This window comes from Sagittula sp. S175 (assembly GCF_049800975.1).
Lineage (GTDB): Bacteria > Pseudomonadota > Alphaproteobacteria > Rhodobacterales > Rhodobacteraceae > Sagittula.
In genome coordinates this window covers 413,715-428,544 of the sequence record NZ_JBNAGB010000001.1, presented here as the reverse complement: position 1 = coordinate 428,544, position 14,830 = coordinate 413,715, and the positions used below count along the sequence as shown (strand labels likewise).

12 protein-coding genes and 1 riboswitch are annotated in these 14,830 nt (G+C 65.7%); of the genes, 5 read left to right on the top strand and 7 right to left on the bottom strand.

Annotated features, from left to right (window positions below):
* Window positions 1-7 precede the first annotated feature (7 nt).
* Both ACP16H_RS02075 and araD read right to left on the bottom strand, forming a co-directional pair.
* Window positions 8-919: a Gfo/Idh/MocA family protein gene (locus tag ACP16H_RS02075; RefSeq protein ID WP_425070573.1), complete on the bottom strand. Its 912-nt coding sequence runs from the start codon at window positions 917-919 to the stop codon at window positions 8-10.
* Window positions 919-2,661 (bottom strand): L-arabinonate dehydratase, encoded by a 1,743-nt coding sequence (araD, locus tag ACP16H_RS02070; protein ID WP_425070572.1) that lies wholly within the window; start codon window positions 2,659-2,661, stop codon window positions 919-921. Before araD ends, ACP16H_RS02075 begins: the two co-directional genes overlap by 1 nt.
* 101 nt (window positions 2,662-2,762) lie before the next feature.
* On the opposite strand from araD, the gene ACP16H_RS02065 reads away from it, so the two are divergent.
* Window positions 2,763-3,668 carry a LysR family transcriptional regulator gene (locus ACP16H_RS02065; RefSeq protein WP_425070571.1) on the top strand — a complete coding sequence of 302 codons (906 nt, stop codon included), beginning with the start codon at window positions 2,763-2,765 and terminating at the stop codon, window positions 3,666-3,668.
* A 36-nt stretch (window positions 3,669-3,704) separates the two neighbouring features.
* Here ACP16H_RS02065 and ACP16H_RS02060 read toward each other — a convergent pair whose 3' ends face one another.
* From ACP16H_RS02060 to ACP16H_RS02040, 5 genes are all read right to left on the bottom strand, one after another.
* Window positions 3,705-4,175 carry a 6,7-dimethyl-8-ribityllumazine synthase gene (locus tag ACP16H_RS02060; protein WP_425070570.1) on the bottom strand — a complete coding sequence of 157 codons (471 nt, stop codon included), beginning with the start codon at window positions 4,173-4,175 and terminating at the stop codon, window positions 3,705-3,707.
* Between the two features lie 73 nt (window positions 4,176-4,248).
* A riboswitch (FMN riboswitch) is annotated at window positions 4,249-4,379 on the bottom strand.
* Between the two features lie 340 nt (window positions 4,380-4,719).
* Window positions 4,720-5,217: a bactofilin family protein gene (locus ACP16H_RS02055; RefSeq protein WP_425070569.1), complete on the bottom strand. Its 498-nt coding sequence runs from the start codon at window positions 5,215-5,217 to the stop codon at window positions 4,720-4,722.
* Window positions 5,207-6,514 carry a DUF5930 domain-containing protein gene (locus ACP16H_RS02050; RefSeq protein ID WP_425070568.1) on the bottom strand — a complete coding sequence of 436 codons (1,308 nt, stop codon included), beginning with the start codon at window positions 6,512-6,514 and terminating at the stop codon, window positions 5,207-5,209. Before ACP16H_RS02050 ends, ACP16H_RS02055 begins: the two co-directional genes overlap by 11 nt.
* A 191-nt stretch (window positions 6,515-6,705) precedes the next feature.
* Window positions 6,706-7,512 (bottom strand): ferritin-like domain-containing protein, encoded by an 807-nt coding sequence (locus ACP16H_RS02045; protein WP_425070567.1) that lies wholly within the window; start codon window positions 7,510-7,512, stop codon window positions 6,706-6,708.
* A gap of 122 nt (window positions 7,513-7,634) precedes the next feature.
* Window positions 7,635-8,084, bottom strand: a complete 450-nt coding sequence (locus ACP16H_RS02040; RefSeq protein WP_425070566.1) for a peroxiredoxin — start codon at window positions 8,082-8,084, stop codon at window positions 7,635-7,637.
* Window positions 8,085-8,171: 87 nt separating this feature from the next.
* Between ACP16H_RS02040 and ACP16H_RS02035 the strand changes: the two genes are divergently transcribed.
* The 4 genes from ACP16H_RS02035 to ACP16H_RS02020 all read left to right on the top strand — a co-directional run bounded on the left by ACP16H_RS02035 (window position 8,172) and on the right by ACP16H_RS02020 (window position 14,587).
* Window positions 8,172-11,441: a DUF3971 domain-containing protein gene (locus ACP16H_RS02035; RefSeq protein ID WP_425070565.1), complete on the top strand. Its 3,270-nt coding sequence runs from the start codon at window positions 8,172-8,174 to the stop codon at window positions 11,439-11,441.
* A 17-nt stretch (window positions 11,442-11,458) separates the two neighbouring features.
* Window positions 11,459-12,505 (top strand): tRNA preQ1(34) S-adenosylmethionine ribosyltransferase-isomerase QueA, encoded by a 1,047-nt coding sequence (queA, locus tag ACP16H_RS02030; RefSeq protein WP_425070564.1) that lies wholly within the window; start codon window positions 11,459-11,461, stop codon window positions 12,503-12,505.
* A 136-nt stretch (window positions 12,506-12,641) separates the two neighbouring features.
* Complete coding sequence (locus ACP16H_RS02025; RefSeq protein ID WP_425070563.1) at window positions 12,642-13,886, top strand: MFS transporter; 1,245 nt, start codon at window positions 12,642-12,644, stop codon at window positions 13,884-13,886.
* A gap of 119 nt (window positions 13,887-14,005) precedes the next feature.
* The gene (locus ACP16H_RS02020; RefSeq protein WP_425070562.1) at window positions 14,006-14,587 is read left to right on the top strand and encodes a DUF924 family protein; all 582 of its coding nucleotides are present in this window, start codon (window positions 14,006-14,008) and stop codon (window positions 14,585-14,587) included.
* Window positions 14,588-14,830: the final 243 nt, after the last annotated feature.

Below are 14,830 nucleotides of genomic sequence, written 5' to 3'. Positions count from 1 at the left end.
GGTCTCCTTACCAGTGGAAGGGGGCGGCGGTGCGACGCTCGCCCAGCATGAAGGCGTCGGCCACGTGGCGCAGGGGGGCGAGGTCCATGTCGATCCCGCCCGCCGTCACGAGGCTGGCCATTTCGTTGTAAAGGCGGGGGTATTCGCCGGTGAGCCCTGCGGCGGAGCCTTGGGTTTCGCCGTCGATGACCATGCGCGCGCCGCCTTCGTGCAGGGTCAGCTGTCCCGCGTCGGTGTCGACGGTGATGTCCCAGAACTCGGGGCCCTGATGGTCCCAGTTGAAGAAGGCGGTGACCTTGTCGGTAAACGTCAGATCGGCGGTGATGGGCGTCTGGCGATTTTCCGGCGTGTGCAGCGTGGCGCGGGTCAGGTGGACCGGGCGCGGCAGGATGCGGGTCATGATCGAGAGCGCGTTGATACCCGGATCAAAGACTCCCATGCCGCCCGGTTCAAAGCACCAGTCCTGACCGGGATGCCACTTGCGCACATCCTCGCGCCAGTTGATGTGCAGCGCGCGCACGGTCTTGTCCGACAGCCAATCGCGGGCGGCGGGGATCATGTCGGCGTGCTGCGAGTGCCACGTGGCATAGAGCGAGACGCCATTGGCGCGGGCCATCTCCAAGAGGCGGTGGCATTCGGAGAGCGTCGCGCCGGGCGGCTTTTCCAGCATGACGTGGCGCCCTGCGGCGATGGCGCGTTCCGCATAGGCAAAGCGCGGCACCGGCGGCAGGCAGAGCGAGACGACGCGGATTTCCGGGTGCTCGGAGAGCAGCCTGTCGAGGTCGGTATAGGCGGGCACGCCGGGGACGGTCCCGGCGCGCGAACAGGTGGCGGCGAGGTGCCAGTCGGGGCTGGCGGCGATGGCGGGGACGTGTTGATCGAGGGCGATCTTGCCCACGCCGACGAGGGCGATGTCCATCAATGCGAGTCCTTTCCGACGGGGGCGCCTCGGCAGCCCTTGAGGAAGTCCAGATCCGCCCCGGTGTCGGCGCCCATGACGTGCTGCTGGTGCAGCCATGCGTAGCCGCCCGTGGGCGTTTCGTGGGTGGGCTGCCATTTGGACAGGCGGTCGGCCAGCTCGGCGTCGGAGATGTCGAGGTGCAGGCGGCGGTTCGCCACGTCGACCTCGATCAGGTCGCCATTGTGGACCACGGCGAGCGGGCCACCGGCGGCGGCCTCGGGCGAGGTGTGCAGGATGACGGTGCCATAGGCGGTGCCGGACATGCGCGCGTCGGAAATGCGGATCATGTCCTTGATGCCCTTTTTCAGCACCTTGGGCGGCAGGCCCATGTTGCCTACCTCGGACATGCCGGGGTAGCCCTTTGGGCCGCAGTTCTTCAGCACCATGATGCAGGTTTCGTCGATGTCGAGGGCATCGTCGTTGATGCGCGCCTTGTAGTCGTCGATGTCCTCGAAGACCACGGCGCGGCCTTTGTGCTGCATCAGTTCGGGCGTCGCGGCGGAGGGTTTCAGGACCGCGCCATTGGGGGCGAGGTTGCCCTTGAGCACGGCAATGCCGCCCTGTTCGCGCAGGGGCTTGTCGGCGGGGAGGATGACGTCCTCGTTCCAGTTCCTTGCGTTTTTGACCTCTTCCCACATGGTGGTGCCGGAGACGGTGAGAGCGTCCTTGTGCAGTTTGCCTGCCTCGCCGAGGCGTTTCAGGACAACGGGAAGGCCGCCGGCGTAGAAGAATTCCTCCATCAGGTAGGTGCCGGAGGGCTGGAGGTTCACGATGGTGGCGACGTCGCGGCCGCAGCGGTCCCAGTCGTCAAGGGTAATATCGACGCCGACGCGGCCCGCGATGGCCAGCAGGTGCACAACGGTGTTGGTCGAACCGCCCACCGCGCCGTTGGTGCGGATGGCGTTTTCAAAGGCCTCGCGGGTGAGGATGTCGGAGGGTTTGAGGTCGTCCTTGACCATCTGCACGATGCGCCGCCCCGAGAGCTGCGCCATGACGCGGCGGCGGGAGTCGACGGCGGGGATGGCGGCGTTGCCGGAAAGCGCCATGCCGAGCGCCTCGGCCATCGACGCCATCGACGAGGCGGTGCCCATGGTGTTGCAGGTGCCCGACGAGCGGGTGACGGCGGCCTCGGCGTCGAGGAATTCACCTTGGGTCATCTCGCCTGCCTTGACGGCTTCGGAGAAGCGCCAGAGGTGGGTGCCCGCGCCGACGCGTTCGCCCTGGAACCAGCCGTTCAGCATGGGGCCGCCGGTGACGACGATGCTTGGCAGGTCGCAGGAGGCGGCGGCCATCAGCAGGGACGGCGTGGTCTTGTCACAGCCGACCATCAGGACGCAGCCGTCGATGGGCTGGCCGCGGATCTGTTCCTCGATCGACATGGCGGCGAGGTTGCGGAACATCATCGCCGTGGGGCGGAAGGTGTTTTCCGAGGCGGAGAAGACGGGGACCTCGACCGGGAAACCACCGGCCTCCCAGATGCCGGCCTTTACCTTTTCACACAGCTCGCGCAGGTGGCCGTTGCAGGGCGTCAGGTCGGACCATGTGTTGAGGATGCCGATGATCGGACGGCCGTCAAAGAGGTCGTCGGGGTGGCCCTGGTTCTTGAGCCAGCCGCGATGGTAGATCACGTCGCGGGACGTGCCGCCGTACCATTCCTGCGAGCGCAGCTTGCGCGGCCATTTTGCCGGTGTGAATGCCATGGTGTCCTCCCGCTTTTGCGATGAGGCGTAGCAGCGGGTTTGCATATCATTCAAATTCGTTTAACGCTGTTTTGTATAACATTTCTGATAAGTGGAACGCCATGGACCTCGCCAGTCGCCTGAAGCCATCTCATGTGGAGTTGTTGCTGCGCATCGCCGAGACCGGGCAGTTGCAGCGCGCCGCCGAGATGGCGGGGATGTCGCAGCCCGCCGCCTCGCGCGTGCTGGCGGAGATCGAGGCGCGGGCGGGCGAGGCGCTTTTTGTGCGTCATCCCAAGGGCATGAGCGCGACCGCGCTGGGGGAGATCTATGTCCGGCACGGCAAGGTGATCCTGGAGGAATACGAACTGCTGGCGCGCGAGGCGTCGCGCGTGGCGGGCGGCGAGGTGGGGCAGGTGCGCGTTGGGGCGGTCACGGGCCCGGCGGTGGGCGTGCTGATGCCCGCGCTACGGCAGGTGCGGGCCGAGGCGCCGGATCTGGAGATCACGGTGGAGGTCGCCCCCTCGACCGATCTGGTGCGCGGGCTGGTGGAGGGGCGGTTCGACTTTGTCATCTCGCGGCTGCCAGCGGATCACGACAGCCGTGATTTCCACATGGTGCCTGCGCGCAGCGAGCAGGTGGCACTGTTGGTGAACCCCGCGCATCCGCTGGCAGAGGCGCGGGCGGTGCGGCTGGATCAGCTGGGCGGGTTCGAATGGGTGATGCAGGAGCCTGGCTCGCCGATACGGCGCGCGGTGGAGGCGGCCTTCCTCGGGCGCGGGCTGCGCGCACCAGAGCGGGTGCTGAACTCGTCGTCGCTGCTGGTGGTGCTGTCGCTGCTGGCGGACGGGGCAGTGATCGCGCCGCAGACGCTGGAGGTGGCGCAGATGCTGGCGGGGCAGGGCATCGCGGCCTTGCGGCTGGAGCAGCCGATCACGGTCTCGCCGTGTTTCGTCATCCGCAACCGGTTCCGGCAGTTGCCGGTGGCGGCGGAGCGGGTGCTGGGGCGAGTGCTGGGTCGCCTGTAAGCGGGCCGGGGCCTGTGGCGGCCCCGGCGCATGGGGTCAGGCGACGGCGCGCGGCTTGGTGTCTTCCAGAGACGCGTTCAGCGCGACGATCTGCATGGCGGCATCGGCGGCCTCGCGGCCCTTGCCGACGAAATGCGCGTGGTAGAAGTCCTCGTGCTCGGACTTCGGCTGGAAGTGGTGCGGGGTCAGCGAGACCGAGAACATCGGCACCTCGGTGTCCAGCTGGGCGTCCATCAGGCCCGAGACCACCGCCTGCGCGACGAAGTCGTGGCGGTAGATGCCACCGTCCACCACGAGGGCGGAGGCGGCGATGCCGTCATAGCGCCCGGTCTTGGCGAGCTTTTTCGCGAGCAGCGGCATTTCGAACGCGCCCGGCACGTCGAAGGATTCAACCGTTGCCTCGGGGGCGAGTTCGGCCACGCGGGCGCAGAACCCGGCATAGGCCTGATCGACGATGTCGGCGTGCCAACGTGCCTTGATGAAGGCGAAGGTAGGGGATTTTGTCATGCGTCTGGTCCTTTCACAAATGACAAGATCCCAGAGCATTCCACAAACGTACCCCCGCAAAACGGGTGCACGCCTGAGTTCTCTTCCATCCGGACTATGACCGTCGGCCCCGGAATTTCACCGGATCTGCTGACCCCCTCCGAAAAGGGGCGCTCGCGGGCTGTAACCGCCGGTGGGGAATTTCACCCCGCCCTGAGAATGACCCCTTTTTAACGCGGGCGCGCCGGGCGGTCAAACCCTGCGCGCGACACCTTGGCGCGGGAAAGCGAAGCGGCTGTGCGGTGGTTCACGGATCGTTTGGAGGTTGTCGTCAGGGTTAGCGCGATCTTTGCAAGGCGTGTGAATGGCCACCCATACCCCTTTACCTGTTCGATCTGAGCGCGATCATCTACAGATGACCCGATCCCCCGGTCGGTTTTTCAGTCAGTGGCGGTAATGCAGGGGGCCTTCCTCGGCTCGTGCTCTGACCGCAGTATCGGAGATGCTGCGCGGCGCAAAACAAAAGGCCGCCCGAAGGCGGCCCTGAAAACCAATGCAGCGGCGTTCAGCCCTGCTGCGTCGGAACAACCGGCGCCTGACCCGGAGCGGGACGTGCCTTGCCGCCGTTGAGCGGATCGTCCTGACGCTGCACGGAGCCTTCGAAATGGGCGCCGGATTCGATGGCGATGGTCTTGTGGATGATGTCACCCTCGACGCGCGCGGTGGCGGTCAGGCGGACCTTCAGGCCACGGACGCGACCGACGATGCGACCGTTCACGACCACGTCGTCGGCGACCACTTCGCCCTTGATCGTGGCGGATTCGCCGATGGTCAGCAGGTGCGCGCGGATGTCGCCCTCGACGGTGCCTTCGACCTGGATGTCGCCGGTGGTGCGGATGTTGCCGGTGACGTGCAGGTCAGCGGAGAGCACGGAGGCCGGCGGCTTTGCCTTGGGCGCGGTCGGTTTGAAGTCGGTCGACGGCTTCGGGGATTCGGGGATGGAGGGCTTGGCGGCGGTGTCGTTACCGGGACCAGGTTCGTTGATTTTGCTCTTAGAAAACATCGTTCGCAGCCTTGATATAGATCATCGGATTGACGGGGTTGCCGCCGACGCGGACCTCGTAGTGAAGGTGGGTCCCAGTCGACCGTCCAGTGTTCCCCATATCACCGATCCGCTGACCGCGCGAGACCCTTTGGCCGGACTTCACCCGAATTTTCGACATGTGGGCGTAGCGGGTTTCGATGCCGAATTCATGCTGGATCTTGACGAGGCGACCGTAGCCCGAGGACCAGTCGGCGTGGGTGACGACACCATCGGCGGTGGCGTAGATCGGCGTGCCATGCGGCGCGGCGAAATCGGTGCCCGCATGCAGGCGGCCCCAGCGGTAGCCGAAACCGGAGGTGAAGCGGAAGGCGTCCTTCAGCGGCGAGGAGAACGGCGCCTTCTGTGCCGCGATGCGGTAAAGGTTCAGCCGGTCCATCTGGTTGAGGATGCGGTTGGCGCGCATGGTGTCCTCGGAGGGCTCTTCGCCACGGGTCGAGAACGACAGGGGAGTCAGCGGGCCGCCCTGGCCGGAGTAGCCCTTGCGGACCTGCGCCAGGATGGTGTCGGGGTTCATGCCGGCCTTCTCGAACATCTTGTCGAGTGGCTTGACCGAGACGGTCATGGCGTCTTCGAGCTGGCGGAAGATGGTGTCGTTCTTCACCTGCATCTGCTCGATCTCGGCCTGCATCTCGGCGGCGCGCACCAGAGCGGCCTGCGCGTCGGCGACCACCTGATCGCGCTCGGCCGCGGTCTTGGCCAGTGCGTCGGAGAGGATGTCGAGGGTGCTGTCGTCACCGGAGGCCGCCATGGCGGTGGTGCCGCCCTGGATCTGTTCCTGCAAGGAGGCGAGTTTGTCAGAGACGTCCTCGCGGTCCTTCATGGTGTCGCGCAGGGTGGCTTGGATGACGTCAATGCCGGTCTCCAGCTCGCGGCGCCGGGTCTCGGACTCCAGCAGTTCGGACTGCATGGAGGAGATCTGCTTCAGCGCGGCGTTGAACCGGTTCTGCGCGGCCAGCGCCTCGGAGGCGCGGCTGTCGCGTTCGTGAGAAAGCGCATTGAGGCGCTGCTGGTAGGTGATCTGCTCGCGCTTGGCCTGTTCGCGGAAGTTGCCCGCACCGATGGAGTCCATCAGCAGGATCGCGGTGGCGATCGTGGTCCAGGAGACCACCAGCACGGCGCCGGTGAAGGCCACCGCCTGGGTCCCGGACTTCAGCCGGATGAACCGGGTGTCGTTGTCGGATCGCAGGAAAAGGCGGCGCTCCGGAAAGAACCGCTCGAGAATTGCATGTGTCTTGATCGCCAGACGTGTACGCACCTGACCGTCCCTATGTTGTCCCCTTCGAAGCGTGAGGGTCCCCCAACCCAGCCTCAGCGAAGGGCTTACTGGCCAAGGGATCATCGCGCAACATTTTTGGGCGGCAATGTCGGATCGGCAGGCGCCATGCTGCCGAATGGGCGAGAAACCGCCGATATGCAGCGGATTCAAAGGGTTCGGTTAGGGATAACTCAGGTGAGTGGCCAGTAGAAATCCGGCGGCAGGCCCGCTTCGGCGCGTTTTTCCTCGTTGAACGGCGGTTTTAGCGTCCCTTTGAAATAGCGCCGGACGAGGCTGTGAAAGGCCTCCTTGGGGTCCATGTCGTGGCGGCCACAGAGAAAATGGAACCACTTTGATCCATAAGCGACGTGACCCACTTCTTCCGCATAGATCGTGTTCAGGGCGGCCACGGCAGAAGTCGCCTGGGCCTTCTCGAACAGCGCGATCATGCCCGGTGTGACGTCCAGCCCACGGGCCTCGAGCACCATGGGAACGACGGCGAGGCGGCCCATGAAATCGTCCACGGTGTCCTCGGCGGCCTGCCACATGAAGGCATGCGCAGGCAGTGCGCCGTAGAAACTGCCCAGTTCCTCGAGGCAATCACACATCAGGTTGAAATGCTTGGCCTCCTCGGCGGCAGACTTCACCCAGTCGTCATAAAAGCCAACCGGCATCCTCACATGGGCAAAACGCGGGATGATGTCCCAGTGCAGGTCGACGGCATTGAGCTCGATATGCGCCACGGCGTGCAGCAGCGCGATGCGGCCTTGCGGGCTGCCGGGCTTGCGCTTGGGCACATCGCGCGGGTCGCGCAGCTCGGGCTTCTCGGGGCGCGACGGGCGCAGCGGCGGCAGGGCTGTGCCGATCTCGATCGTCTCGCCCGCGTCGCGGGCGGCGAACCAGCGTTCGGCGTAGGCACGGGACTTGGCGGTTTTTTGCCGCCCGTCGGCGGTGGTCAGAACGTCCACCGCCATCTCGGAAAGGGTCATCTGTGTCATGGGGATCGTGTGCCACGCAGGATGGTGACGACGCAACGCCCTGCCTTCATCTTGACCAAATTACCTCGGGGTCCGGGGCAGAGCCCCGGTGCGATTTTTCCCCGGAAAAATCGCCCACCCGCTCAGAGGGCGCGCGCCGCGTCCAGCACCTCTTCGGCGTGGCCCGGCACCTTCACCTTGCGCCATTCCCGGACAATCGCCCCGTCTTTGCCCACGAGGAAGGTCGACCGCTCGATCCCCATGAATTTCTTGCCATACATGGATTTTTCCTTCCACACGCCCAGCCGTTCGCTGAGGTCGCCAGCTTCGTCCGAGATCAGCGGCACGGTGAGGGCCTTCTTCGCCATGAACTTCTCATGGCTGGCGATGGAGTCCTTGGAAACACCATAGAGCTTCACGCCGAGGGCCTCGAAGTCCGGGGCGAGCGCGGTGAAGGCCTCGTTCTCCTTCGTGCACCCCGAGGTGTCGTCGCGCGGGTAGAAGAACAGCACGTAGGCACTGCCTTTGAGCGCGTCCGAAGACACCTCGCCGGAGGTGGCGGGCAGGGTGAAAGCGGGGATGTGATCGGACATGCGTGTAAACCTCGTCTGAATTGGTCTATGGTCTGCTGAGCCGGAGAATAAGGCATCGAGCGCAGGCTTCCAGTGAGCGAAGAACAGGTGACAGAAAAACCCCGAGGACGGCGGCGCAGGCGGGCGCTGGGTATCTTGCTGTCCGTGGTGGTGCTGGTGGCGGTTCTGCTTGGCGGCACCCTGTGGTTCATGGTCGGGCGCGAGGTGGCGGCCCCGGCGTGGTTGCGCGAGAAGATCGAGACGCGCATCGCGACGGCCCTGCCGGGCATCCGCGTGGACTTTGGCCGCATGAGCCTTTTGATACAGGAGTCCGGGCTGGCACGGATCATCCTGTGGGACGTGGCGATCCGCAATGACAAGGGTGTGATGATCGCCCAGCTGAACGACATCGAGGCGGGGATCGCTCCGGTGTCCTTCCTGAACCGTGAATGGGAATTGCGCGAGGCGCAGGTCTCGGGCGCCTTCGTTACCTTGCAGCGCGATGAACAGGGGCGGCTGGGTCTGGCGCTGGGGGATGCCTTTGCCGCCGGGACGCAGGTGCCGGACATCGGGCAGATGGTGGCGCAGGTCGATGCGCTGGCGCTGGACCCGCGACTGGCGAAGCTGGACCTGTTCGAGGCGGATGCGCTGACGCTGCGCTACGAGGATCTGCGAGCGCGGCGTGGCTGGACGGCGGATGGCGGGCGGCTGCGGTTGGCGCGCGAGGGCGACCGGCTGCGCCTGTCGGGTGACGTGGCGCTGCTGTCGGGGGGCGACGGGGTGGCGACGGTCGAGGTGGATACCTCCAGCCAGATTGGCGAAAACGGGTTCGATTTCAGCGTGATGCTGGACGGTCTTGCCTCGGAGGACATCGCCACGCAAAGCCCTGCGCTGGCCTGGCTTGACGCCCTGGACGCGCCGATTTCCGGCGCTTTGAAATCGTCGCTGGCACCGGACGGCAGCCTTGGCGTCATGGAGGCCTCGCTGGAGATCGGGCGCGGTGTCCTGCAACCGAACCGCGAGGCAAACCCGTTGCGGTTCCACGACGCGCGCACGGCCTTTACCTACGATCCGGCGGCGGGCGTGATGCGGTTCAGCGAGATCCGGTTGTCCTCGCCGCTGGTCAATGCCCGCGCCATCGGGGTCACCCAGCTGGATGTGGCGCAGCCGGGGCAATTGCCCAAGGCGCTGACCGCGCAGTTCTCGCTGAAGGACCTGCGATTGGCAAAGGGCACCGTGCTGGACCGCGAGATCAGCCTATCGGGCGCGGACATGGCGTTCCGGCTGGCGCTCCAGCCCTTCCGGGTTGATCTTGGCAGCCTGACAATCACCGATCCCGCGTTTCCGATCCGGGCAAAGGGGTGGTTCGAGGCGGGCAAGGACGGCTGGCAGGTGTCGCTGGATGCACAGGCCGCCGAGACGGACGCGGTGCAGGTCAAGGACTACTGGCCCGCGCAACTGGTGCCGCGTACGCGCGACTGGGTGATGCGCGCGGTCGAGAAGGGGCAGGTGACGGATGTCATCTTTGCCCTGAGGGCGCGGCAGGGCGAAAAGCACCCGATGACCTATTTCGACCTCGGCATCCGGGACGCGACGGTGGCCTATGCGCCGAACCTGCCCGCCATCAGTGGCGGAGCGGGGCGGCTGACGATTTACGACCGGCGTCTGGGGTTGCGGCTGGACGAAGGCCGCGTCGACATGGGCGAGGCGGGCGTGCTGCGGCTGGATGGCTCGGAGTTCGTCATTCCGGATTTGCAGCTGAAGCCGCCGGATGGGGTGTTGGACCTGAAGGTGCGCGGACCGCTGAGCGCAGCGCTGGCCTTTGTGGACAATGACCAGTGGCAGGTGCTGCGCAAGGTCGGCAAGGACGCGACACTGGCGACCGGCGAGGTGGATCTGAGCGGGACGGTAAAGCTGCCGCTGGGGGACAATATCACCTTTGATGACGTGAAGCTGGCGCTGGCCGGGACGGCCAAGGATGTGCGCAGCGCCAAGGCGGTGCCGGGCAAGGTGCTGACGGCGCAGGCGCTGGACGTGGCGCTGGACAACCGCGCGTTGCGGATCGAGGGCGCGGTGGATGCCTCGGGCCTGCCTGCGACGGGTGTCTGGACGCAGCCGCTGGACGGCGGCGGTTCGCGATTGGCGGCAACAGTGGACGTGACGGCGAAAAGCCTTGCCTCGCTGGGGATTACCCTGCCGGATGGTATGGTGCGCGGCGCGGGCAAGGGGGCACTGACGCTGGAGCTCCCGAAGGGTGGCGCGCCGACCTTCGCGGTGGAAAGCGATTTGGCGGGGCTGGGGCTGTCGGTGCCGCAGATCGGCTGGTCGCTGGCGCCGGGAACCAAGGGGCGGTTCACGGTCTCCGGCAGCCTCGGGCCGCAGGTGAAGATCGACGCCATGGCGCTGAAGGGCGCGGGGCTGGAGGCGGCGGGGCGCGTGGTCCTGACTGCCAGCAATGCCTTTGATCGGCTGGAGTTCTCGCGCCTGAAGGTCGGCGACTGGATGGAGGCTGTCGGGCGTTTGAAGTCGCGCGGCAAGCAGGCCCCGGCGGTCGAGATCGCCTCGGGGCGGATCGACCTGCGCTCGGCACCCTTTGGGGCGAGCGGGTCCTCGTCTGGCGGAGAGGGCGACGGCGCGCCCATCGCGCTGACTCTGGACAGCCTGCGGGTGACGGACAACATCGAATTGAAGGACTTCCGCGGGAACTTTGTCACCACGCGCGGGCTGGAAGGACGGTTCGACGCGCGGCTGGGCGGCATGACGCCGGTGCAGGGGCAGGCCATTCCGCAGAACGGCGGCAGCGCGTTTCGTATTTTCGGCGAGGATGCGGGCGATGTGCTGAAGGCCGCTAATCTGCTGAAGACGGTGCAGGACGGGACCTTCCAACTGGACCTTGCGCCGGTGCGCGGGCAGGCGGGCAGCTTTGACGGGCTGCTGACCATCCGCGAGGCGCGGTTGCAGAAGATGCCCGCGATTGCCTCGCTGCTGGATGCGATTTCGGTGGTGGGCCTGCTGGACCAGATGAACGGGCCGGGGATCTTCTTTTCGGATATCGAGGCGCGGTTCCGCCTGACTCCAAGCCGCGTGATCGTGACCGAAAGCAGCGCGGTGGGGCCGTCCATGGGCGTGTCGCTGGACGGGTATTACGACCTCGCCAGCGGCGGTATGGACATGCAGGGGGTAATTTCGCCCATTTACGTGGTGAACGCCATCGGGCGGCTGATCGCGCCGAGAAAGGGCGAGGGCCTGATCGGCTTCAACTTTGACCTGCGGGGGACGGTGGGCGCGCCGAAGGTGTCGGTCAACCCGCTTTCCGCCTTGACCCCCGGCATGTTCCGCGACATCTTCCGCCGTCCACCGCCGAAGTTGTCGCAATAATAACAAGGATTTGTCGCGTGAAGCTGAGCGATTTCGATTTCGATCTGCCGGATCGGCTGATTGCCACGCGGCCTGCCAAGCCGCGATCCTCGGCGCGGCTGCTGGTGGTCGAGGGTGACGCGATCACCGACGCGCGGGTCAGCGATCTGGTGCGGTGGCTGCGGCCCGGCGACAGGCTGGTGCTGAACGATACCAAGGTGATCCCGGCGCGCCTGTCCGGCGTGCGGCGGCGCACGGGCGAGGCAGGCGAGACCGAGGCGGCGGTCGAGGTGACGCTGCTGGAGCCGCGTGCGGATGGCTGTTGGGCGGCGCTGCTGAAGCCCTTGAAGAAGGTGCGCGAGGGCGAGGTGGTGCGGTTTTCCGATGACCTGTCCGCCGAGTTGGTGGCCAAGGAAGACGGGCAAGGACTGTTGCGCTTCAACCTCGCGGGCGAGGATTTCGACGCGGCGCTGAATGCGGCGGGGGCGATGCCCTTGCCGCCCTATATCGCCGCGAAGCGTGCGGCGGATGCGCAGGACAAGGACGATTATCAGACGGTTTGGGCGCGGAACCGTGGGGCCGTGGCGGCGCCGACGGCGTCCTTGCACTTTGATGAGGCTTTGTTGCAGGCGCTGGCAGAGATCGGGGTGCAGTTTACCCATGTCACGTTGCACGTCGGCGCAGGGACCTTCCTGCCGGTCAAGGTCGAGGATGTGACCACCCACAAGATGCACGGCGAATGGGGAGAGGTCTCGGCGCAGGCGGCGGCGGAAATCGCGGAGACCAAGGCCGCAGGCGGGCGGGTGATCCCGGTGGGCACCACGGCGCTGCGGCTGATCGAGACGGCGGCGCGCGGCGGGGCCATCGCGCCCTTCGAGGGGGTGACCGATATCTTCATCTACCCCGGCTTCACCTTTCATGTGACCGACGCCTTGATGACGAATTTCCACCTGCCGAAGTCGACGCTGCTGATGCTGGTCTCGGCCCTCATGGGGCAGGACCGTATTACGCGCATCTACGATCACGCGGTGTCGAACGACTATCGGTTCTTCTCTTACGGGGATGCCTCGCTGCTGATCCCGTGAACCGGACATGCGCAAAAACTGGCGCATTTGCCGGATATTGGTCGCGCTGCGACATGGTTTCGTGACAGGGGTCGCCTATGACGGCCCGACGTGCCATGCGTCATGGGACTGTGACGGGAAGAAAGAGGATTAGACGATGCTGGGTGTTCTGAGGTCGACATGGCCGCTGCTGCTGGGGATGCTGTGCCTGATGCTGGGCAATGGCCTGCACGGGTCACTGCTGGGTGTGCGCGGACCGGCGGCGGGCTTCGCGCCGTTGACGATGTCGCTCATCATGTCGGCCTATTTCGCGGGCTTCCTGTTCGCGTCGCGCATGGTGCCCGAGATGATCCGCCGCGTCGGGCACGTCCGCGTGTTCGCGGCGCTGGGGTCGTTCATCTCGGCGGCGCTGATCCTGTTTCCCGCCATCCCGCATCCCGTGGCCTGGATCGCCGGGCGGCTGGTGCTGGGGTTCTGTTTCTGCGGCGTCTACGTCACGGCGGAAAGCTGGCTGAACAACACGGCCACGAACGAGACTCGCGGCCAGACGCTGTCGGCCTACATGATCGTGCAGATGCTGGGGATCATCGTGGCGCAGGCCATGCTTCTGATCCCGGATGTGTCCGGTTTCCTGCTGTTCGTGATTCCATCCGTGCTCGTTTCCATATCGTTTGCGCCGATTCTGCTGTCGATTTCACCAACGCCCGCATTTGAGTCGACCAAGCGCATGACCCTGCGCGAGCTTTACGGGATCTCTCCGCTGGGCATGGTCGGCATCTTCCTGCTGGGGTCGGTCTTTGCCGCGCAATTCGGCATGGCGGCGGTCTACGGAACCGAAGCCGGGATGACGCTGAAGCAGATCTCGATCTTCATCTCGGCCTTCTACGTCGGCGCGCTGTTCATGCAGTATCCGCTGGGCTGGATTTCCGACCGGGTGGACCGGCGCGGGCTCATCATGGCGGTGGCGGCACTGGGGGCGGCGGCGGCTGTGGTCGCCTGGCTGGCAAGCAGCTTCTGGCTGATCGTGGCGGCGGCCTTTGTCATCGGTGGATGCTCTAATCCATTGTATTCGCTGTTGATCGCCTACACCAATGATTTCATGGAGGCCGAGGACATGGCCGCCGCCTCGGCGGGTCTGCTGTTCATCAACGGTGTGGGGGCCATCGCCGGTCCGCTGGTGATCGGCTACGTCATGCAGGCGTTCGGCGCGTCGGGGTTCTTTGCCCTGATCGCGGGCCTGCTGGCGGCGGTTGCGGCTTATGCGCTGTACCGGATGACACAGCGCCCGGCGCCCAAGGTCGAGGACACCGGCGCCTATGCTCCTGTCATGCCCAACTCGACGCCGATCGCCATGGAGGTTGCGCAAGAATATTTCATAGATCACGCCGAGGATGATGAATAATTACTTCGCCGCACTTGCGATCTTGTCAAAATATGACAAGAATCGTGATTGGGCAGCGTCTTCACCCTGTGTGTAACGTTTTCTTAACAATCCGTGGCAGGACCATCGAGGAGGATCACATGGTGGGGCCGGAAGAGATACTGAAGTTCTGGTTGGACGAGGTCGGACCGGAGGGCTGGTACAAGCAGGACGCGGCGCTGGACGACGAGATCCGCGCGCGCTTCGGGGCCGCCTGGGAAGGGTTGATGCAGGGGCGCTACGGCCTGTGGCTGACCTATCCGTCGGGCGTGCTGGCCTACATCATCCTGTCGGACCAGTTCTCGCGGAACATGTTCCGCGGCGACGGCAAGGCCTTTGCCTCGGATCGCATCGCCCTGGCGGCGGCCAAGCAGGCGATTCATCGCGGCTGGGACATGAAGATCGACGAACCGGCGCGGCAGTTTTTCTACATGCCGCTGATGCATTCGGAAAACCTGTGTGACCAGGACCGCTGTGTGCGCCTGATGAAGGAACGCATGCCCGAGACCGGGGCGGGCAACCTACTGCACGCGCGCGTGCACCGCGAGGTCATCCGCCAGTTCGGGCGCTTCCCCTATCGCAACGACGCGCTGGACCGCAAGACGACCAGCGCCGAGGCGGCGTACATGTCGGATGGTGGCTACGGCGAGACCCTGCGCGGGATGCAGGCCGAGGCAGCCTGAGTCTGCAGCCGGGTCTGAAATGGGCGCGTCCTGCGGGCCGCGCCTTTTTGTGACCGCCGCCCTCTGACGCGGCAAAACCCAGCATGCCGCCTTTTCCAAGGTGCGGGAACCACCTGCTTTTCCCGCGCTTTTGCCTTCATCTTGATCCAAATACCTCAGGGGTCCGGGGGTGGAACCCCCGGTGGGGGGGCGCCCACATGAGCGGCGCAGCCCCAACCCCCCCCCCCACCCCCGCCGCGCCCC